Genomic DNA, 18,512 nt, shown 5'->3' on the forward strand with positions numbered 1-18,512 from the left:
ATGATGATGAGGACGACGGCGCCGCTGGTGCGTAGGCGGTGGTGTTCCTTGGTGGGGGGTTTGCCGGTTTCCAGGACGGCGAGGCGGGCGTGCAGGCGGGCGATCTCGGCCTCGTTCCCACCGGAACCGCTACTACTACTGCCGCTGCTGCTGCCGGTGCCTGAGCCCCCGTTGCCGCTGCCGGTGCCGCCTGCGGGTGGGGTGGGTCCCGGTGGTCGGCCGGGTGGGGTGGTGCCGTGGCCGCCACCGCCGGCGGGATCGTCCGGGCCGGACTCGGGTGGGGTCGACGCCATCGCTTCCTCCCTCGGGCGGGTGGCCGTCGGCCACCGGGTGCCCTTTCAGGAGAAGCGCCGCCCGGCGGGGCCACCACCGGGGATCGGCGTACGGGTGGCGGGCGTACCGCCATCCGGGTACCGGACCGCCCCACCAGGTGTAGCGCCCGTCGTCCTGCCCGGCTCAGTCGAAACGGATGTGCTTCACCCCTGTCCAGGCCCGGCGTAGCCACGCCCGTGACGTGCTGTCGGTGTTCGGGGCGAGGGCGAGTCCGCAGGAGGCGGCGATGCGATCGGCGACCTGCGGGACGGTGAGCCGGTCGGTCCACAGCTGCTGGGCGAACTCCTCCTCGCGCAGGCGCTCCAGACAGAGGTCGAGCTTCGACAGGGCGAAGCTCTCCCGGCGCAACGGGGCGTCCTTCCCGGCGACGAGCCGTACGGCATGACCGAAGCCGCGTTCGCGCAGCCGCCGCACCACGGTCTCCCGTTCGGCGAGCAACGCGAAGTGCCGGACGTCATGGCCACGTTCCCGTAGCCGGCCGACGGTCTCACGGAAGTACGACGGTTCCACGACCGTCATCGGCACGATCACCGCGCCGCTGTGCTCGGTCAGGGCGCGGTCCAGGACCTCGTAGACGCCCTGCCGCCAGGCCGGAAGGTCCTGGAAGTCCCCTCGTAGCGAGGGCGGCGTCATGCGGTGCAGCCCGAACCCCACATGCTCGGGATCGCAGATGACACTGCCGGGGAGGCGTCGCCGGATCTCGTGCGCGGTCTGGGTCTTGCCACCGCCGAAGGGCCCGTTGATCCACAGGAGCATGTGGAGACCCTACTCCGAACAGGTGGCGGTCCCACCCGCTCCACCCCGCCGTGACCGCGCCGACGGGCACCAGGGCGGCCGCCCCGCGCCTCAGCGGACGTCGGGTGGCGTCGGGGCGGGGCCCCGCGGTGCGGCGGTCACTCCTCGGGGTGGAATCCGGCGGCCAGTGGGCGCAGCGGTGCCCGGGCATGCCGGACCGCCGCGGGGGTCGCCCCGAAGCTGTGTGCCGACGTTCCGGGGTGGGGCGCTCCTCGCGGACGAGGGGCCGGCCCGGCGTGGCGGGTGCGTGGTGCATCCGTGAGGAGACGCCGCCGCCGCGAGGACCTCGGCACGAGGGCCGCCGGACACGGCGGTCGGTGTGACGACGAGGAGACCCAGAGTGGACCGTTTGCCCAAGTCCCCGTCCGGCCCGTGGCCGGGCTTCGGCCGGGCCGGCGCGGCAGCCGCCGCCGGCCTGCTGCTCGCGCTGGCCGTCCCCGGGACGGCGTTCGCCGCGCCCGGCGACCTGGATCCGGCGTTCGGTACGGGCGGGAGGGTGACCACCGACTTCGGCGGCGGGGCCGACGAGGCCCGCGGTGTCGTGGTCCAGGCCGACGGCAAGATCGTCGTGGCCGGGTACGCGGGCGCCACCGATGACTTCGCGCTGGCCCGGTACAACCCGGACGGCAGCCTGGACACCGGGTTCGGTACCGGCGGCAAGGTGACGACCGACTTCGCCGGCGGCTCGGACGAGGCGCGCGGCCTCGCCGTCCAGGCCGACGGCAAGATCGTGGCGGTCGGCCGCAGCGAGGTGCCCGAGGGCGGCTTCGGCTGGTTCTCGCTGGCCCGGTACAACACCGACGGCTCCCTGGACACCGGCTTCGACACCGACGGCAAGGCGGTCGTCGACTTCGGCACCGGCGGCGCCGACGACGCTTTCGGGGTGGCGGTGCAGGGTGACGGGAAGATCGTCGCCGCCGGGCTGACGGGGGGTGACGTCGCCCTGGCCCGACTCAACGCCGACGGCACCCTCGACACCGGGTTCGACACCGACGGCAGGGTGACGACCGACTTCGACGGTGGTGCCGACGCGGCCCGCGCCGTGGCGGTCCAGGGTGACGGGAAGATCGTCGCCGCCGGGTACACCGGCACCGGCACCAACTACGACTTCGTCCTCGCCCGCTACACCACCACCGGTGGCCTCGACACCGGCTTCAGCGGTGACGGCAAGGTCGCCACCACCTTCGGCGGCGTCGAGTTCGCCCACGCGGTGGCCCTGCAGCCCGACGGGAAGATCGTCGCGGCCGGCTACACCGGCAATGACTTCGCGCTGGCCCGCTACACCACCACCGGCGACCTCGACGGCGGTTTCGACACCGACGGCAGGGTCACCACCGACTTCGGCGGCGGTGAGGTCGCGTACGGCGTCGCGGTGCAGCCCGGTGGCGCGATCGTCGCGGTCGGTGCCACCGCGGTGGGAGGCGGCAGCGACTTCGCGCTCGCGCGCTACACCTCCGGCGGCGGCCTGGACACCGGTTTCAGCGGCGACGGCAGGGTGACCACCGACTTCGGCGGGGGCTTCGACCAGGCGCTCGGCACCGCGGTCCAGCCGGACGGCCGGATCGTCGCGGCCGGCCTCAGCAACGCCGACGTGGCCCTCGCCCGCTACGACGGCGGCGCCGGCACGCCCGCCGGGGTGGACCTGTCGGTCACCATGACGGGCCCGGCCACCACCAGCATCGGCGACACCCCGGCCTACACGGTGACGGTCACCAACCGGAGCGCCGGCCAGGCCGCCACCGGCGTCACCCTGTCGGACACCCTCACCGGTCCGGCCGCCCTGCTCTCGGCGGTGCCCGGCCAGGGCAGCTGCACCACCACCGCCACCGGCGCGAGCTGCGCGCTCGGCAGCCTCGCGGCCGGCGCCAGCACCACCGTCACCGTGACCGTCGAACCCCGTGCCACCGGCACCCTGACCGGCACCGCCACCGTCGGCGCCGCCCAGAGCGACCCCGCCCCGGCCGACAACACCGCCACGGCCACCACCGGCGTCAACAACGCCCATGGCTGCACGATCGTCGGTACCGCCAACGGCGAGACCATCGTCGGTACCGGCGGCAACGACGTCATCTGCGGGCTCGGCGGCAACGACACCATCACCGCGGGCAACGGCACCGACACCGTCTACGCCGGGTCCGGGAACGACACGGTCGACGGTGGGTCCGGCAACGACACGCTCCTCGGCGGCCTCGGGAACGACCGGCTGAGCGGCGGTATCGGCAACGACTCGCTGAACGGCGGTCCGGGCACCGACACGCTGAACGGCGGCTCCGGTTTCGACAGTTGCACCGCCACGGCCGGCGACACGGTCGTCAGTTGCCCGTAGCGGTCTCGCGGGCCTGGGCGGACGCCCCTCACGGCGCGGCACACGAGCGGTGCCGCGCCGCGGTCATCTGCCACCACCGGGGCCCGCGGACGCGCCTACTTGGCGAACCGCACGTCCGGGTGGGCGGCCGACGGACCGTCCAGCAGCGGTGCCGACCTGCCGCGCAGATGACGGTCGAGGAAGGCGCCGACGTAGGCCCGGGTCTCGGCGAGCGCCGTGACGCCGCGGATGGTCCCGTAGTCGTGGGCGGCGGTGTCCGGCGGCTGCCGGTCGCGCAGGCCGAAGGCGTCCAGCAGCCAGTGGGCGTCGGAGAAGGACAGGTGGCCGGCCTTGGGAAGGTCCACCCAGTAGCGCGGGCCGGAGAGGCGGTTCCAGCTCTCCTCCCAGTTGGCGACCGCCTCGGGCGCTCCGCCCAGGTTGGCGCTGAACAGCAGGACCGGGCGGGAGCGGTCGTCCACGGGCGGGATCCAGATGGTGCCGTCCAGGTTGACGGCCGCGCGGATCCGCCGGTCCTGGCGCATCGCCTCCAGGGCGCCGGCCCCGCCGATCGAGTGACCGACGGCGGCGATCCGCCCCGGGTCGACGGTGAGGCCGCGGACCGGGGCGCGATTCGGGTCGGTGAGCCGGTCGATCACGAACCGGAGGTCGGCGGCCCGGATGCGGGAGACCCGGGCACCGAACTCCGTGCTCCCGTCCTCCTGCCCGCAGGCCAGGCACGGGTCGATCCGTCCGTCGGGGAACTGCACCGAGGTCTCGTGGGTGTGGTCGACGGCGGCCACCGCGTAGCCCCGGGCGGCGAGGTCCTCGGCGAGCGCGGTGAGCGAGGTGCGGCTCATCGCGAAGCCCGGGGACAGGACCACCAGGGGGTGACGGCCGGGGGCGGGCGGCGCACCCGCCGAGGCGTTGGTCCGCACCGTGCTCGGTTCGACGAGCCCGCCGTACAGCGCCCGGGACAACTCCGGCGACAGGTAGGGCGGGTGGGATCCGCGTGCGGAGCGGGTCGGGTACCGGAGGGTCACCATCAGCTCCCGCGACGGGCGGTCCGCCCGCCACGGGTCCGGCCGGGCGTGATCGACCAGACGGACGGTGGCGGTTCCGACCGGACGGTGAGAGGTGGGCGCCGGGACACGCGGTCCGGCGGCGCGGTCGGCCTCCTGGGAGGCCGCGGACACTGCGGCGGGCGCCCCGCCCGGTGATCCGGTGACGGCCGCGGCCGGTCCGGTGGCGGTGAGCAGGAGCGCGGCGGGCAGGGTGAACAGGGTGGCGGTCCGCCACCGGCTGGTCTTCGGCATGACGCCACGTTAGGTCGCGCGCGTGCGGCGGAACGTCGCCCCGCGGTCGGACGGGGCGTACGCCGCGAGGCGGACCGGCGGGGCCCTCCGGTACGCCGCAGGGCCCGCATCGCGTCCACCTCGCGGTGGTGATCCGAGGCGGGGCGGCGCGTCCACCCGGGCTACGTGCCGTCGTGGTCGGGGTCGACCGCGAGGCTGATGACACCGAGGTGGCCGTCGCCGTCCTCGGTGATCCTGAGGAGCATGCTCGGCCGGTAGATGCCGTCGCCGTCGTTGAAGGTGTCGCGGCCGGTGTGCGCCGCGTAGGGCTGCTGGGTGAAGACCGCCGCGTTGAGCGTCTCGTCCATCATCAGCTGGGTGGTGAGGGTGCGCTCGTCGCCGACGTGCACCATCACGTGGATGTGCACCGTGCGTCCGCGGTACCAGCCCGGCCAGATGGTGGTGAACTCGACGATGCCGTCCTTGTCGGTCACCTGGGCCCCGCGCAGGTAGCGCTTGTCGTCCTGCGGGGTGAGGTCCTGGGTCCCTCCGGCCCCGCCCGGCGCGCCGGAGGGCATCCCCGACGGCATGCCCGATGGCGGTCCCGACGGCATGCCCGCCGGTGGAGTGCCCCCGGGAGCGCCCCCTCCGCCGCCGGGCCGCGCCACTCCCTCCGTGTACAGTCGACCGCGCGCGACAGCGCCTCACACACGGGGGAGTGACCGATGATCAGGACCGATCCGCAGACACCCGACCGCTTTCTCACACCGGTCGACGACGTCTTCGTCCGCAACCACCTCGGGCCGCACCCGGAGCTCGACCCGGCGACCTGGTCGCTCACCGTCGGGGGTCTGTCGGAACGGCCGCTGCGGCTGGACCTCCCGACCCTCCTGGGCCTGCCGCAGACCCGCTTCACCGCCGTCCACGAGTGCTTCGGCAACCCGCTGCGCCCCGACGTGCCCACGCGCGTCGTCACCAACGTGGAGTGGACGGGCGTCCCGCTCGCCGCCGTCCTCGCACTCGCCGGCCCGCTCCCGCAGGCCCGGCACGTCTGGATGGAGGGCGCCGACACCGGTGACTTCGCCGGGGAGACCGGCCTGAACTACCTCAAGGACCTGCCCCTTGAGCAGGCGGGCGGCGAGGTCGTCCTCGTGCACACCATGAACGGCGAACCGCTGCGCCCCGACCACGGCTACCCGCTGCGGGCCGTGGCACCCCGGATGTTCGGCACCAACTCGGTCAAGTGGCTGAACCGGATCGTGCTGGCCGCCGACCGCCCCGACCACCTCTTCACCACTCGCCTCTACACCCGGGTCCGGCCCGGCGAGCGCGAGGCCCGGCCGGTCCGCGAGAAGGACGTCAGCAGCAAGCTGTTCACCCCGGGCGACGGGCGTACCGTCCCCGCCGGCGGCTGCGAACTGGCGGGCTACGCCTGGAGTTCCACCGAGGTGACGTCCGTCGAGATCGCCGTGGACGACGCCGACTGGCGGCCCGCCGCACTGGACCGCCGCGGCCCGGACCCGACATGGCAGCGCTTCCGCCTCCGGTACGACCTCACCCCCGGCCCGCACCGCATCCGCTGCCGCGCCACCGACTCCGCCGGACGCGTCCAGCCGCTCACCGGCGACCGCAACGCCGTCCACGAGATCCACGTCATCGCCGAGGCCGGCGATCCACCGGCCGGACGGTGACCGGGAGCGCCGAACGCCTCGGGTGTGGGTCGTGCGTTGTGGTGTCGGTGCGGGCCGCGGTACCGCGGTGGGTGCCGGGATTTTGCGGTAATGCCGTACGGGCGTGGTCCGTCCGCCGTACATTCGATGGCACGACCAACAGTTGACGCCAGGGGAGTGCTTGTGGGAAGCGGACACACGTTCGGCGCGGACAGCGGTGTGGGATCGACGCGGGCACTCATCGAGACGCGGCTGCCGGCCGTGCGGGAGGAGCGCACGAGGCTGGAGGAGCGGCTGGCGGCCGTCATCGCGCAGGAGAACGCGATGGTGGCGGTGCTGGAGGGCCTGACCGCCCTGTCGGACGCGCTGCTCGGCGAGGTGGAGGAGGAAGCGCCCGCCGCACCGGTGCAGCCGGCCGACGCGGAGCCCGCCGCTCAGGACGAGCCTGCGGCGTCCGTCGAGGCCGTCGAGGCCGCGGAGCCCGTCAAGGTCGCGGAAGCCGTCGAGGCCGCGGAGGCCGTCGAAGCCGTCGAGACCGAGGCCGCTGACGACCGGGCCGCCGCTCCCGCCGCCGTGCCCGCGACGCCGGCGAAGAAGGTGGCGACGAAGGCCGCGGCGAAGAGGACGGCTGCGAAGAAGGCAACGGCCGAGAAGACCGCGGAGAAGAAGACCGCGGCCGGGAAGACGGCCCCGAGGAAGGCGGCCGCCGGTAAGGGCCGGGCGGCCGCGAAGCCCGCCGCCGCCCCGAGCGCCGGGCCGCAGGACGCACCCGGGCAGGACACCGAGCAGGCGCCGGCCGCGCCCGCGAAGAAGTCCGCACCGCGTTCGGCGGCCAAGGCCACCAAGGCCACCGCGAAGACCTCGGCCCCGGCCGGGAAGCCGAGCCGGGCGAAGGCGGCACCGGCCGCGGCCGACCGGGCGGCGGACGAGCCGTCGAAGGGGCGCCGGCGGCTGACCGATTCCGACAGCGTGCTCGGTGTCCTCCGGCAGGCCGGGCAGCCCCTGCGCGCCCGTGACGTGGCCGAGCACCTCGGGCTCGACAGTACGGACGGCGCCGTCGACGCGGTGCGCACGATGCTGGAGCGCCTCGCCAAGGCCTCGCGGGCCCAGCGCACCGGCCGTGGCCTGTACGCGGTGGCCGGCTGACCAGCCGGGGCGCCCGGTCCCCCACCCGGCTCCTGCCGGGTGGGGGACGCGGTGCGGCACACAGGAGCCCCTCGCGGGTTCCCGCCGGTGCTCAGTCCGTGTCGAACCGCAGGCGCAGGCGGGGACACTCCGCCGCGGCCTCGCCCTCGGGGGGAGGGCCCCATGCCGCGAGTGCGGCGGAAACCCCCTGAGGGCCGGACTCCAGGTAGCAGATCATGTTCACCGGGTACCGGCTGTTGTCGAACATGTAGCGGTCCATCGGTGTCGGTTCCTCGCTTATTCGCAGCCCCCGCTCCTCCGGCGGGCCGATCCGGTGCCAGTCGGGATGCAGGTGGACGGAGCCCAGGATCTCGACCCCGTCGCGCTCCGCCTGCCGGTGGATGCGGAGCAGGTCCCGGGAGCTGCACCAGAACCCCCGGCGGGGGTTGCGGTAGGCGCTCCCGAAGCACGGCTCTATGGAGCTCTCGAACTCCTGGAGCGCCATCGGGTCGGTGGCGCGGACGTTCGTCGCGAACTGGACCGTGGTGACGGCCGCGACGCCGTCGGCCACGGTGCCGAGCAGCAGGGCGAAACAGGAGGGCGGTTCGTGCGGGGTGCAGGCCTCGTACTCGTCGCGTGCCACGGAGATGAACGACTTGAGGGCGTCGAATCCGATCACGGCGGTGTGGGGAGCGTGGGTCACGGCGGTCACTTCCCGGTCATCCGAGGGGGGCACGGTGATCCGCCGTGGCGGTCCGTGAGGCGAGATCCAGCGCGTCGAGCTCGGCCCGGGAGAGCTCCAGGGTCGCTCCCGGGAGCAGTTCGGCGAGCTGCCCGGGCGTTCTGCCGCTGGCGAGCGGGGCGACCACGTGCGGCCGCGACCTCAGCCAGGCCAGGGCCACCGCGGCCGGGGCGGTGCCGTGTTCGGCGGCCACGGTGTCCAGCGCGCTCAGCACCGCGCGGCCGCGGGGCGATTCGCCGTACGGCCGTACCGCCTCGCTGCGGACGCTGGTGACGGCGGGTCCGCCCTCCCGGTACTTGCCCGTCAGGAAGCCCTGGGCCAGGGCGAAGTACGGGACGCAGGAGACCTCCTCGCGTTCGCAGACCGGGGCGATCCCGCTCTCGAAGGGCTCGCGTTCCATGAGGTTGTAGGGCGGCTGGACCGCCACGTAGGAGGCGAGCCCCGAACGCCGGGAGGTCTCCAGGGACTCGGCCAGTCGGGCGCCGCCGATGTTGGAGGCGCCGATGTGGCGCACCTTCCCCGCGGTGATCAGCGCGTCCAGGGCGGTGAGGGTCTCTTCGAGCGGAGTGTCGGGGTCGTCGGCGTGCGTGTAGTAGAGGTCGATGTGATCCGTCCGCAGGCGGCGCAGGGAACCCTCCACCGCCTGGTGGATCACCTTCGCCGTGAGCCCGGACAGGCCGTTCAGCCGGCCCACCTTGGTGGCGATGACGAAGCGGTCCCGGCCGCCGCGCGAGGCGAGCCAGTCGCCGAGGATGGACTCGGACTCCCCGCCGGTGTTCCCGGGGGCCCACTGGGAGTACGCGTCGGCGGTGTCGATGAAGTTCCCGCCCGCGGCGGCGTAGGCGTCGAGGACGTCGAAGGACGTGCGCTCGTCGACGGTCCATCCGAAGACGCTGCCACCGAGGCAGAGGGGGAACACGTCGAGTTCGGAGCGTGCGATGGTGACCAATGGATGCTTTCTGGATTCTTACCGGTTCCGGTGGTCGGTTCCGGTACGGAGAGTAGGCGCAGGGGGCGCGGCTCGGCGCGACTTCCCACGTCGTCGCCACCTGAGGGGCGGCGGACGCCCACGGACAGTAACCTTCAAGGAAATGCGCACACTTGACCGGTAGTCAGTGCGGAAACCGATACTACCGGCCGTTCGGTCGGCGTCCGGTGCCGGGCCCGGCGCGGGTCAGCTCCGGCCGGGAGGACCGACGAGGTCGGCGAAGTACCCGCGGTCCGGCAGGGCGGCCGGCAGGGGGTGGCCGAACAGGACGTGCAGGTTGCAGGCGGTGAGCGTGTAGGCGTGGAACAGCAGATCCGCGGTGGTGTCGGCGCCCAGCCTGCGCAGCACCGTCCCGGTGCGACGGCTGCGGTCCGCCCGGTCCTGCCACACGGCCCGGTGCTCCGCGTCGTCGCCGAGCAGCGCGAGCACCTCCTTGGCGCGGGCGGCGCGGGCGGCGGCGTCCGGCCCGAACTCCCCGGCGCCGGCGTACGCGTCGGCCACCCGGTACGGGGACTGCGCGATGTGGACCAGGGCGCTCACCGGGCCGCCGCTCCTCGCCGCCGCCCCGGACGAGCGCACCAGACCGCTGCGCCGGTGACTGGTGGAGACGTCGTACATCACGTTCCTGACGCGGTTCAGCGCGGCCAGTTCGCCGACCACGGGCAGCCGTGAGGCGGGGAACGGATCCCAGGTCATCCCGGCCGAGGCGTTGACCACGACGATCTCGTCGACCTCGCCGTGCGCGGGCGGTGCGCCGGGACGCCGGACCCGGTCGGCCAGCCCGACCAGCCACTGGTCGGCCATGTTGTCGTACACCCCGCCGTCGGTGAGCACCAGGGTGGCGGGCGGCGCGGCGGGAACGCCCGTGCCCGGCGGGACGAAGCGGTGGCGGGCGGTGGGGAGCCGCCGGACGGCGAACGCCCCCGGCAGGCAGGCCGAGGACTGGACCGCGGTGGAGAGCCGAAGGTCGCCCGGGACGCCGGTGCCGAACCGGAAGCCGTAGGCGAACCCGGGGGAGAAGTAGAAGTGGTCGCCGCTCTGCAACTCGGTGGCGCAGAAGACGTGGTCGACCGAGCGCCGCACGTCGCCCAGGGCGGTCGGGACACCGTCGTGGTGGAAGAGCTCGCGCGCCAGTGCCCGGTCCACCACGCCGCTGCGCCGCTGGAAGACGAACAGCGCGCCGGCGAGCAGCAGCAGGCCCGCTCCGAGGAGGGAGCCGGAGAGGGCGCGGAGCCCGTCGACCGCGGTGGCGACCACCCCGGCGAGCAGGACCGCACCGGCGATGCCGGTGAGGGCGAAGAGCGAGATCACGTACCGGTTGGTCGAAGGGCCCCAGAAGAAGAGGCCCGTGTGGGCGCAGTGCCGGATCAGCGGACGGACGCGCCGCGCGAAGCCGTCGCCGGGGTCGCGGCGGAAGTCGGTCTCGTGGGCGACCACGCCGTTGGCCACCGAGCCGCCGGACACCGAGGAGATCGCCACCACGTCCCGGTGCTTCCCGGCGTCGGCGAGGTACATCAGGGCGCCGATGCCCCACATGGTGGCGCGGTAGCCGCCACCGGACAGGGCCACGCCGATGCTGGTCATGGTCACACCTCCACCGTGGTTCCCGCCGCCGGGGTGTCCGGGTACACCGCGGTGTAGCGGCGGTCGCGCTGCTGCGCGGGGTCGGCCCACAGCCCGGTCGTACGGCTGCGGTAGTTGAACACGAGCTCGGGCGGCCCGGCCCGGTCGCCCGCCGCGGCGAGGAGACGTTCGATCGCCTCCGCGTCGGGGTGGTCGAAGCGGTCGCCGTTGGTCGAGATCAGGAAGCGGCGGGTGTCGAGCCGGGCGAGCAGGCCGTTCGTGATGTTGGCGGCGCTGCCGTGGTGCGGGACCTTGAGGGCGCCGACCGCCAGCCGCTCCTCGCCGCGCTGCCCCAACAGGCGGTCCAGCCCTCGTTCGAGGACCTGTGCGTGGCCGTCGCCGGTGAGCAGCAGGCGGTGCTCGTGGTGTTCCAGCAGGAAGGCGATGCTCGCACCGTTCGGAACGGACCCGTCGGTGCGTTCGCGGCCGAGGAGGTCGTCGGCCAGGCCCCGGAGGTTCTTGCGCCGGGCCAGGCGCTCCAGGGCCTCCTCGGGCTTCCCGGGCGTGACGCCGAGGTCCTTCAGGACCCTGGCCCATTCCCGTCGCAGGGAGGCCAGTTCCTTCCTGCCGGGGGAGAGCAGGGTCGCCCGGGCGCCGCCCGGCAGCTCGGCGGTGGGCAGGGCTCCCCGGTCCGGGAGGCAGACGGCGGGCGCGTTCGTTCGGCCGGGGTGGAACCCGACGTTCCAGGGCAGGTGCTGGCCGTTGATCAGCGCCTGGAGCATCTCGCCCTGGTCGGCCCCGAGCAGGTCGGTGTCGCCCTGGATCTGCGGCCAGCCGTTGAACCAGACGTCGCCGATGGTGAGCCTCAGCGCGGCGCGGTCCTGGAGGAGGCGGATCACGCCCTCGATGTGATCGGCGTCCACGTGGGTCGCGACCAGGACGTCCAGGTGGCGCCGGCGTGCGGGCAGGGCCCGGACCCGGTCGAGGACGGCCCGGTAGGTCGTGTTCGGTCCCGCGTCGACCAGCATGCGGTGGACCTTCGCCGCCCGCCCGGGCCACTCGATCCACAGCGCGTCGCCGTGCGCGGCGGGCAGCATCTCGACGGTGATCACGGCCGACCCCCTTGATGGTTCACGGCGGGCTGCCGGCTCCCGACGAGCCAGCGCGCGTCACCGAAGGCCACGACCGCCATGGCGAGGGTGTGTCCCAGGACGAGCAGCCGCCGCCGGATGTCGCGCACCAGCTCGCCGATGCTCCGTCCGCCGCCGGGGTCCTCGGCGAGCATCACGGCGGCGGCGCTCGCCATCACCGTCGCCTGGCGGCCCAGCGTCGGGACGAGCGTGCCCACCACGACCGGGGCGCTCTCCTGGAGGAACTTCGCGGCCACGTTCTGCCATCGGACGTCCTCCTGGGCGGTGTTGCAGCCGAGCAGCATGACGATGGGGCCGTTCCCGCCGCCGTGCAGCTCGGACACGATGTGCAGGCGGGAGATCTGGACCGACGGCAGTTCGCTGGGCCGTCCCCGCGGGCCGATCTGCAGGACGGGGGTGTCCCCCTCGTCGCGCGCGTTGTGGGGAACGGCCAGCAGCAGGGCGGGACTTCGCGTCCGGACCAGCTCGCGCCACCCCCGCCAGCTGGTGGCGATGTGCAGACCCTGCGCCCCGAACGAGTCCCGCAGGGCCTCGGTCGTCGCCGCGCGGTCCGCCGGACGGACGACGCCGCTCGCCGCGAAGAGCACGCTGTCCACCGGGCGCAGGGTGCTGAAGGCGTCCGGTGGGGCCGCTTCGACGACGGACCGGTCGAGCCGGGCGCGTTCCACCCGCCGCTCGATCACCATGCGCAGGCCCCAGAATCCCAGGGGGCAGATCGTCCTGCGGCCGTCGACGGTGGGGCGGTCCGGACGGCGGCAGGAGCAGGAGCCGGTTTCCAGGGCGCGCCTCCACCCGGTGCAGAGCCGGGCGCCGTCCCGGGGGTAGCCGTAGTCGTAGACGAACTCCAGGGGCCAGAGCTCGGCCGCCTCCGCCGACACCACCTGGAGGAATCCGACGTCCTTCAGCGCGCCGTGGCCCATCGCCTCCAGCCGGTCGAAGAGGGCGCTGCCCTGCTGGGCGAGGCGGGACAGCAGCCGCTCCGGCGGCGGGAGGCCGGGCTCCACGGCGAGGGAGTCCGCGGCCACCGCGCTGTCGAGGTGCTCCCGGATCCTGGCCCTGACCTGGTCGAGGTCCGGGATCCGTGCCGTGCTGACGCCCTCGCCCGTGCTGATCACGGCCTCGTCGTCGTCGGTGATCCGGATCAGCGCCGTGGGGGCGCCGTGGTGCGGGCGCGGAGGATCCGCCAGGGGGCCGAACGCCTCGCCGTGAACGGTGATCTCCCGGCCGGCGACGGCCTCGTCGGCCGTACCGACCGGACCGGTGATCTCCAGGCGCTGCAACTGCCGGTTCTCGTGGTAGACGCGGGCCGTGCACCGGATCTCCCGCTCGTCCGGGCCGACGGTGACGGGGAAGACGGCCTCACTGGACGCGCCGCGCAGCGGGAGGGTGATCCCCAGGGGCTCGTGACGGTACGCCATGTCCCGGTCCTCGTCGAACGTGACCAGCAGACGTGCCTCGCCGCCGGGGAACTCCAGCCGGTGCTCGGGGAACTCCGCCGCCAGCGCGTGCCATTCGGCGCTGCCCGGGCCGACGCGGACGTGGACGTCGTTGACGGCGCCGGCACGGAACGCGCTCCGGCGCCGGGCGCCCGTCTCCTGGTCGCTGACGTGTGCCTGGAGATGCCGGGCGCCGGCCCGGCCGGGCGTCACCCCGGTCGTCCTCGGGACGTCCCCCGGGGCACCGGCCGCCGTGGCCCGGACGGGCGCCGTGAGGCGCCCGGTGAGCTCCGGGTGGGCCACCGTCAGCCACGAGCCCGCGCGGTCCGCCGCCTCGTCCAGGGCGACGTCGTCGGACAGCGCGCGGACGAGCCGCCCGAGCCAGCCGGCGGAATCGGTCGCGGAGAGGTCGGCGACGATCCAGGCGGAGGCACCGAGGTCGCGTGCCGCCTCGTCGAGCCGGAGCAGCTGCTCCCGGTCGGGGGGCTGCGGGGAGCACCAGACCAGGCAGGTGGCGCTGCGGCCGTCCCCGTGCGCCAGCAGGAGGAGGTCCGCCGTGCCGGTGACGGCGAGGACGTCGTAGTCCACGTCCTGGTCACCGAGGACGTAGGCGTCGATGTCCGGGCCGGTCCACTCGCCGTGGTGCGGTCGGGCGAGGAGGGCCCCGGCGGTGTCGGCCGTCATGGCGAGCCGCAGGGGCCGGTGCCGGGGCGGCTCGGGCTCCAGGGTCTCGTCCGCGATGAAGACGGCCCCGACCGCGGGGCGCAGCCGTCCTAACCGCGTCACCAGCGGGTGGCGGTCGACGGGCGCCACGCCGTGCAGGGCGAGCCGTACCGGGGGAGCCCCGTGGACGTACGTGGTCCAGGTGTCCGCCAGGGCCTCCTGCCGGTCCGGGTCGCCGACGAGCCGGGTCAGCTCGGGGGGCCACCGCCAGTCCCACCGGTCCTCCCCGGACACGCCCGGGGCGCCGTGGCCGGACGTCGGGCTCCAGGGCGGCCGGGCGCGGTCGGGCCGGTCCGCCAGGCCCGCGGCCGCCAAGGCCTCCGGGGTGATGGAGAGGATGTCGTGCGGTTTCGTCATGGGAGACCTCGTCGGGGGAGACCTCGTCATCGGGCTCCGACGGGCGGGCGTCCACGGACCCGGGCCGGTCTCCCGACCTCTCCACTGTGCCACGGTTCGGCCGGATCGTCGGAGGCCGGGCGTCCGGTTCGGAAGGATTGACGCGCTGATCGTTGAACCGGTGAACACCTGGGGCCGTCCGCGGGAAGGAGCCCGGGCCGACCCCGCGTTGAGGAGGCGTCACCGGCTGCCCGGCGCGCGATCGCCCCGGCGCCCGGTGGGTGCCGTCCTCACCCGAACGGCGTAGGGTGGAGGGAGAACATCTCGTCCGGAGCGTCGCCCGTCCGTGCCCTCCGGACGAGGTGCCCCGTATGAGCGGCGCGCTCCCGCGCCGGACCCGACACCGACGTGAGACCCGACCCGTCGGCGTGGGGCGGCGTGCCCTCGTGAGAATCCCGTGCTGCGCGCTGGAAGCACCATGACCAGCTTCTCCGATCAGCTGATGATCCGGTATCTGGATCCCGCCCGGGTGCGCCGACTGCTGGAGCCCGAGGACGATCCGGACCGGACCCGGCTGCGGTCGTTATTGGCGGCGGTCTACGAACCGAGCCTGCTGGAGGTTCGGTTCGTGGACTCGGTCAAGGTCTCGGCGGCCGACTTCCAGGTCCCGGTGAGCGCGCCGCTGACCGTCCGGGGCAGCTGGGAGAAGCTGCTGCCGGACACCGCGCAGGCCCGCGCCGTCGTGGAGATCCCCGTGGCCTCGCCGCCGCACTGGATCGACCTGGCCCTCGACACGGTCGTCACGGCCAGGGTCGAGCTGGCCGGCGGCGCCCTGGAGTCCTTCGACTCCGAGGACCTCTCGGGCCTGTCCGAGGAGGAGTTCGCCGCCCGGTTCGCCTTCCTCGACCTCGCGGAGCTGATGCGCCGCGCCCAGGTCACCGACCTCCGGGAGCTGCAGGAGCAGTTCCCCCGGCTGTACCGCCTGCACTACACGGAACCACCGCCCTTCGACCCAAACGCGCCCGGCCGCACCTACCGGCTGCGCGTCTCGGTGCTGTTCTTCCCCGAACTGGACCTCGCCGCCGCACTGCGCCGGCTGGTCCAGTGCCGGCGGGCGCAGGACGACTCGCGCCCGCGACCCGACGAGTACGAGGGCGGGCCACTGCTGGCCGCCGGTGCGTGGCTGGCGGTCTTCCCCGCCGGGGCGCTCGCCTTCCCCGAAGCCCCGGGCACCGCCCGGCAGATCTCCGACCTGCTGGCCGCCGAAGGCTTCGTGACCGCGTTCGAGGACGCCGATTGAGCACATCCGGACAATGACCCATCCCAGCTATCCCACCGTCAGGCCTCAGGTAAGGAGCGGTCGATGGCGGTCAAGTACATCGATGTCACCGCGACCAGCGACCTGTTCGCCCCCGCCGTCCGGGCGTTCGGGGACATCGCGATCATCGGCAGGGGCGGCGGGTTCGCGGCGGCCGGACCCCCGCGGCCCTTCAGCGACCCGACGGACAGCGCCGCCGTCCTGGCCGGGAGCACCGTGCTGGCCGCCGACGCGGCCGCCGGCGCGACGGTGTTCGTGGAGGCGGACGTCCACGAGGACACCGTCGTGCGCATCGGCAGGGACGCCGACTCGAAGCCACGGAAGGTGACCGCCTCGGCGCCGGCCGGGGAGCACTTCGAGCTCACGCTCGACCCCGTCCTGACCGAGGCCCGGGAGCGCGGGACGGAGGTCCGGGAGGTGCCCGACGGGGACACCGAACTCGTCAGGGCGGTGCGGATCGCCTTCCGCCAGTCACCGTCCCCGACCAAGGTCTGGGCCGTACCGGTGGACCGGGACGCGCCCGACTGGGAGGGCGCGCTGGACGCGGTCGAGAAGCTCAACGTGCAGCTCGTGGTGCTGGCCAACACCCCGCTCAACACTGCCAACAAGACGACGCTCGACAAGCTGGCCGGGCACGTCACCGCCGACCTGGGCGACGGCAAGGAACGCATGGGCGTCGCCATGATCGACCGCACCCTGGACGCCGCCACGGCGGTGCCGCTGATCAACGGGGCGGTCAAGAGCGAACGGATGGTGCTGATCGCCCACAAGTCCGAGGAGGACGCGGCGGCCGCCGCCGCAGGCGTCATCGCCGGGTACCGCCCGCACATCTCGATGCTGCTCAAACCGATCAGCCTCGCCATGACCGAGGCGTTCTCCGACGCGGACATCGACGTGTACGACAGCAACCTCGTCAACTGGATCACCAGCCCGGTCCTGCTGCCCGGACAGGCGCTCTACCTGGGCGAGGGCTACACCGCGGACTCCAGCCGCAACAAGAAGTACATCGACATCGTCCGCACGCTCGACGACGTCAACTTCCGCGTCAAGGCGGCACTGATCGAGGCCATCGGCACGCTGCGGATCTCCCGGGTGGGCCTGCGCTCGGTCGCCACCCTGGTCCAGTCGGTGCTCTCGCCGCTGGTGTCACAGGAGGTGATCGACGACTTCTCCATCGTGATCCCCCTGCTGACCCTGCTCGACAAGGACGAGCCGGATCCGGACGAGGCGCAGCAGATCGCGACCGCCCGCGCCGCGCGTTCGGTCGACATGACGGTCCAGGTGGTCTACGCCGGCGCGATCCACCGGCTGAAGATCGCCCTCGTGTTCACGGGCTGACCGGAGCCGAGTCAGAGGGAAGTGAGAGACCATGCCCGACGCCCTGAAGTGGGACACCCGGCTGACCGTGATGCTGAACAGCGCCCCGGTGACGCCCATCGACTCGTTCAACCCGACCTTCAACGTCCCGGTGCAGCCGCTGCACTCACTGGAGGCGGACAACGTCGCGTACATCGTCCAGCCCAAGGCGTTCACCTTCACCATGGCGGTCAAGGCGATCGGCACCGTGGTGGCCACGCTGACCGGTATGGCGATGTCCCACACCAGCTTCACCATCGCGGTCCAGCAGGCGAAGGGCTCGGACTGGGCGTTCGACAACATCGCCTTCAACGGCTGCTACATCACCTCCGTCGCCAGCACCATCGTGATCGACGGGGTGCCCACCACGACCTTCAACTGCATCTGCCTGGACACCGTGCCCAAGGCCAAGGCCGGCGGCTGACCCGTGGACGGAGGACCCATGCCGGAACCGGACCAGGAGTACACGGAGTCCGTCGAACGCGCCGGACTGATCGAGGTGCACGAGGGCGACCGGGTCGTCCCGGCACCCGGCTCGGAGGCGGCCGTCTCGGCCCGTTCCGGGGCCGAGGTCCACTACTACTTCCCGATCCACGTGGTGCTGACGGGGGACATCGGACCGGAGGTCAGGCAGGCCATCGAGGAAGGAGTCTGGGAACAGCTCTTCCAGGCGTTCCGCTGAGCAGGCGCAGGCGCTTCGTCGCACCGGCGTTTCGCCGGGCAGGTGCTTCGCCCTGCTCCGGGGCCCGGGCGGACACGAGCCGGACACGAGCCCCCTGAGGGATCCGAGGAACGGGGATGCCGCGGATATCGTGCCACTTCCCGATCACGGTGTCGGTCGTCGGACAGCCGTCGGCAGCGGATCTGGAGGAACTCGGACGAGTTGTCGAGGAGGCGCTCGCCGACCGGATCAGGCTGGCCCGCAGCCAGCTGGCCTCGGTGGTGGTGGGCCGGGAACCGGCCCGCCCGGCCGAGGCCGGGGAACCCCTGGACCGCGACCGGATCGCCGGCACCGAGCGGGTCTACCGGGTGCCCTCGTACGACGGCGGCGGTGCGCTCAAGCCCGTCCGGATGGAGACCGCGCGGCCGCGGCCGCGGGATCCGGCGCTGCTCACCGACGCCGACCTGGACGCCGAGTACGGGCACGCGCGCGACTGGGTGCTCTCCCACCCCCGGGCCGATCCGGCGTACGCGGCCACCCACGCGTACCTGGAGGCGCTGGAGGGCGAGCTGCACCGTCGTCAGGCGGCCGCGGCCCAGGCCGCGTCCGGAGGCGGCGGCATGTCGGGCGGCATGTCGGGAGGTGCGTCCGGCAGTGCGTCCGGCGATACGTCCGGGGGTGCCGTCGGGGCGGGGGGCGCCGCCCCCCCCCCCCCCCC

Annotated in this window: 17 protein-coding genes; 8 read left to right on the top strand and 9 right to left on the bottom strand. The window is 73.6% G+C overall.

Translation table 11 applies throughout. The features are described from left to right. Nucleotides 1-293, bottom strand: a 293-nt coding sequence (locus ACWEQL_RS32625) for a hypothetical protein (protein ID WP_452153978.1), incomplete at its 3' end; no start/stop codon positions are given. Nucleotides 294-456: 163 nt separating this feature from the next. After that, a complete protein-coding gene (locus ACWEQL_RS32630; protein WP_452153979.1) occupies nucleotides 457-1,089 on the bottom strand; it encodes an AAA family ATPase in 633 nt (210 codons plus the stop codon). A 379-nt stretch (nucleotides 1,090-1,468) separates the two neighbouring features. Between ACWEQL_RS32630 and ACWEQL_RS32635 the strand changes: the two genes are divergently transcribed. Then, nucleotides 1,469-3,454: a calcium-binding protein gene (locus tag ACWEQL_RS32635; protein WP_452153980.1), complete on the top strand. Its 1,986-nt coding sequence runs from the start codon at nucleotides 1,469-1,471 to the stop codon at nucleotides 3,452-3,454. 95 nt (nucleotides 3,455-3,549) lie between these two features. On the opposite strand, the gene ACWEQL_RS32640 is transcribed toward ACWEQL_RS32635, so the two are convergent. Then, nucleotides 3,550-4,746, bottom strand: coding sequence for an alpha/beta hydrolase family protein (locus ACWEQL_RS32640; RefSeq protein WP_452153981.1), 1,197 nt, complete (start codon nucleotides 4,744-4,746; stop codon nucleotides 3,550-3,552). A 161-nt stretch (nucleotides 4,747-4,907) separates the two neighbouring features. Next, the gene (locus ACWEQL_RS32645; RefSeq protein WP_452153982.1) at nucleotides 4,908-5,303 is read right to left on the bottom strand and encodes a hypothetical protein; all 396 of its coding nucleotides are present in this window, start codon (nucleotides 5,301-5,303) and stop codon (nucleotides 4,908-4,910) included. Between the two features lie 147 nt (nucleotides 5,304-5,450). Between ACWEQL_RS32645 and ACWEQL_RS32650 the strand changes: the two genes are divergently transcribed. Beyond that, nucleotides 5,451-6,416, top strand: a complete 966-nt coding sequence (locus ACWEQL_RS32650) for a molybdopterin-dependent oxidoreductase (protein WP_452153983.1) — start codon at nucleotides 5,451-5,453, stop codon at nucleotides 6,414-6,416. Between the two features lie 162 nt (nucleotides 6,417-6,578). Beyond that, the gene (locus ACWEQL_RS32655) at nucleotides 6,579-7,541 is read left to right on the top strand and encodes a hypothetical protein (RefSeq protein WP_452153984.1); all 963 of its coding nucleotides are present in this window, start codon (nucleotides 6,579-6,581) and stop codon (nucleotides 7,539-7,541) included. 91 nt (nucleotides 7,542-7,632) lie between these two features. Here ACWEQL_RS32655 and ACWEQL_RS32660 read toward each other — a convergent pair whose 3' ends face one another. From ACWEQL_RS32660 to ACWEQL_RS32680, 5 genes are all read right to left on the bottom strand, one after another. After that, entirely contained in the window at nucleotides 7,633-8,223 is a 591-nt protein-coding gene (locus tag ACWEQL_RS32660) for a hypothetical protein (RefSeq protein WP_452153985.1), read from the bottom strand. A gap of 16 nt (nucleotides 8,224-8,239) precedes the next feature. Beyond that, nucleotides 8,240-9,211: an aldo/keto reductase gene (locus ACWEQL_RS32665; protein ID WP_452153986.1), complete on the bottom strand. Its 972-nt coding sequence runs from the start codon at nucleotides 9,209-9,211 to the stop codon at nucleotides 8,240-8,242. A gap of 225 nt (nucleotides 9,212-9,436) precedes the next feature. Next, a complete protein-coding gene (locus ACWEQL_RS32670) occupies nucleotides 9,437-10,834 on the bottom strand; it encodes a patatin-like phospholipase family protein (RefSeq protein ID WP_452153987.1) in 1,398 nt (465 codons plus the stop codon). A gap of 2 nt (nucleotides 10,835-10,836) precedes the next feature. Then, the gene (locus ACWEQL_RS32675) at nucleotides 10,837-11,925 is read right to left on the bottom strand and encodes a ComEC/Rec2 family competence protein (protein ID WP_452153988.1); all 1,089 of its coding nucleotides are present in this window, start codon (nucleotides 11,923-11,925) and stop codon (nucleotides 10,837-10,839) included. Then, complete coding sequence (locus ACWEQL_RS32680; RefSeq protein WP_452153989.1) at nucleotides 11,922-14,480, bottom strand: hypothetical protein; 2,559 nt, start codon at nucleotides 14,478-14,480, stop codon at nucleotides 11,922-11,924. The genes ACWEQL_RS32675 and ACWEQL_RS32680 overlap by 4 nt, the downstream gene beginning before the upstream one ends. Before the next feature lie 457 nt (nucleotides 14,481-14,937). On the opposite strand from ACWEQL_RS32680, the gene ACWEQL_RS32685 reads away from it, so the two are divergent. The 5 genes from ACWEQL_RS32685 to ACWEQL_RS32705 form a co-directional block, all read left to right on the top strand. Continuing rightward, nucleotides 14,938-15,759, top strand: a complete 822-nt coding sequence (locus tag ACWEQL_RS32685) for a hypothetical protein (RefSeq protein WP_452153990.1) — start codon at nucleotides 14,938-14,940, stop codon at nucleotides 15,757-15,759. A gap of 63 nt (nucleotides 15,760-15,822) precedes the next feature. Further along, nucleotides 15,823-17,115 (top strand): hypothetical protein, encoded by a 1,293-nt coding sequence (locus ACWEQL_RS32690; protein WP_452153991.1) that lies wholly within the window; start codon nucleotides 15,823-15,825, stop codon nucleotides 17,113-17,115. 31 nt (nucleotides 17,116-17,146) lie between these two features. Further along, complete coding sequence (locus ACWEQL_RS32695) at nucleotides 17,147-17,557, top strand: hypothetical protein (protein ID WP_452153992.1); 411 nt, start codon at nucleotides 17,147-17,149, stop codon at nucleotides 17,555-17,557. Nucleotides 17,558-17,575: 18 nt separating this feature from the next. After that, nucleotides 17,576-17,815 carry a hypothetical protein gene (locus tag ACWEQL_RS32700; protein WP_452153993.1) on the top strand — a complete coding sequence of 80 codons (240 nt, stop codon included), beginning with the start codon at nucleotides 17,576-17,578 and terminating at the stop codon, nucleotides 17,813-17,815. A gap of 116 nt (nucleotides 17,816-17,931) precedes the next feature. After that, the coding region (locus ACWEQL_RS32705) for a hypothetical protein (protein WP_452153994.1) at nucleotides 17,932-18,512 on the top strand (581 nt) is incomplete at its 3' end.

The sequence above is a fragment of the Kitasatospora sp. NPDC004240 genome, assembly GCF_053603215.1.

What these genes read in the sequence shown, in the direction of transcription:
- ACWEQL_RS32690 (WP_452153991.1), top strand. Translation starts at nt 15,823, where the DNA reads ATGGCGGTCAAGTACATCGATGTCACCGCGACCAGCGACCTGTTCGCC.
- ACWEQL_RS32650 (WP_452153983.1), top strand. Translation starts at nt 5,451, where the DNA reads ATGATCAGGACCGATCCGCAGACACCCGACCGCTTTCTCACACCGGTC.
- ACWEQL_RS32680 (WP_452153989.1), bottom strand. Translation starts at nt 14,480, where the DNA reads ATGACGAAACCGCACGACATCCTCTCCATCACCCCGGAGGCCTTGGCG.
- ACWEQL_RS32630 (WP_452153979.1), bottom strand. Translation starts at nt 1,089, where the DNA reads ATGCTCCTGTGGATCAACGGGCCCTTCGGCGGTGGCAAGACCCAGACC.
- ACWEQL_RS32695 (WP_452153992.1), top strand. Translation starts at nt 17,147, where the DNA reads ATGCCCGACGCCCTGAAGTGGGACACCCGGCTGACCGTGATGCTGAAC.
- ACWEQL_RS32685 (WP_452153990.1), top strand. Translation starts at nt 14,938, where the DNA reads ATGACCAGCTTCTCCGATCAGCTGATGATCCGGTATCTGGATCCCGCC.
- ACWEQL_RS32640 (WP_452153981.1), bottom strand. Translation starts at nt 4,746, where the DNA reads ATGCCGAAGACCAGCCGGTGGCGGACCGCCACCCTGTTCACCCTGCCC.
- ACWEQL_RS32700 (WP_452153993.1), top strand. Translation starts at nt 17,576, where the DNA reads ATGCCGGAACCGGACCAGGAGTACACGGAGTCCGTCGAACGCGCCGGA.
- ACWEQL_RS32645 (WP_452153982.1), bottom strand. Translation starts at nt 5,303, where the DNA reads ATGCCCTCCGGCGCGCCGGGCGGGGCCGGAGGGACCCAGGACCTCACC.
- ACWEQL_RS32670 (WP_452153987.1), bottom strand. Translation starts at nt 10,834, where the DNA reads ATGACCAGCATCGGCGTGGCCCTGTCCGGTGGCGGCTACCGCGCCACC.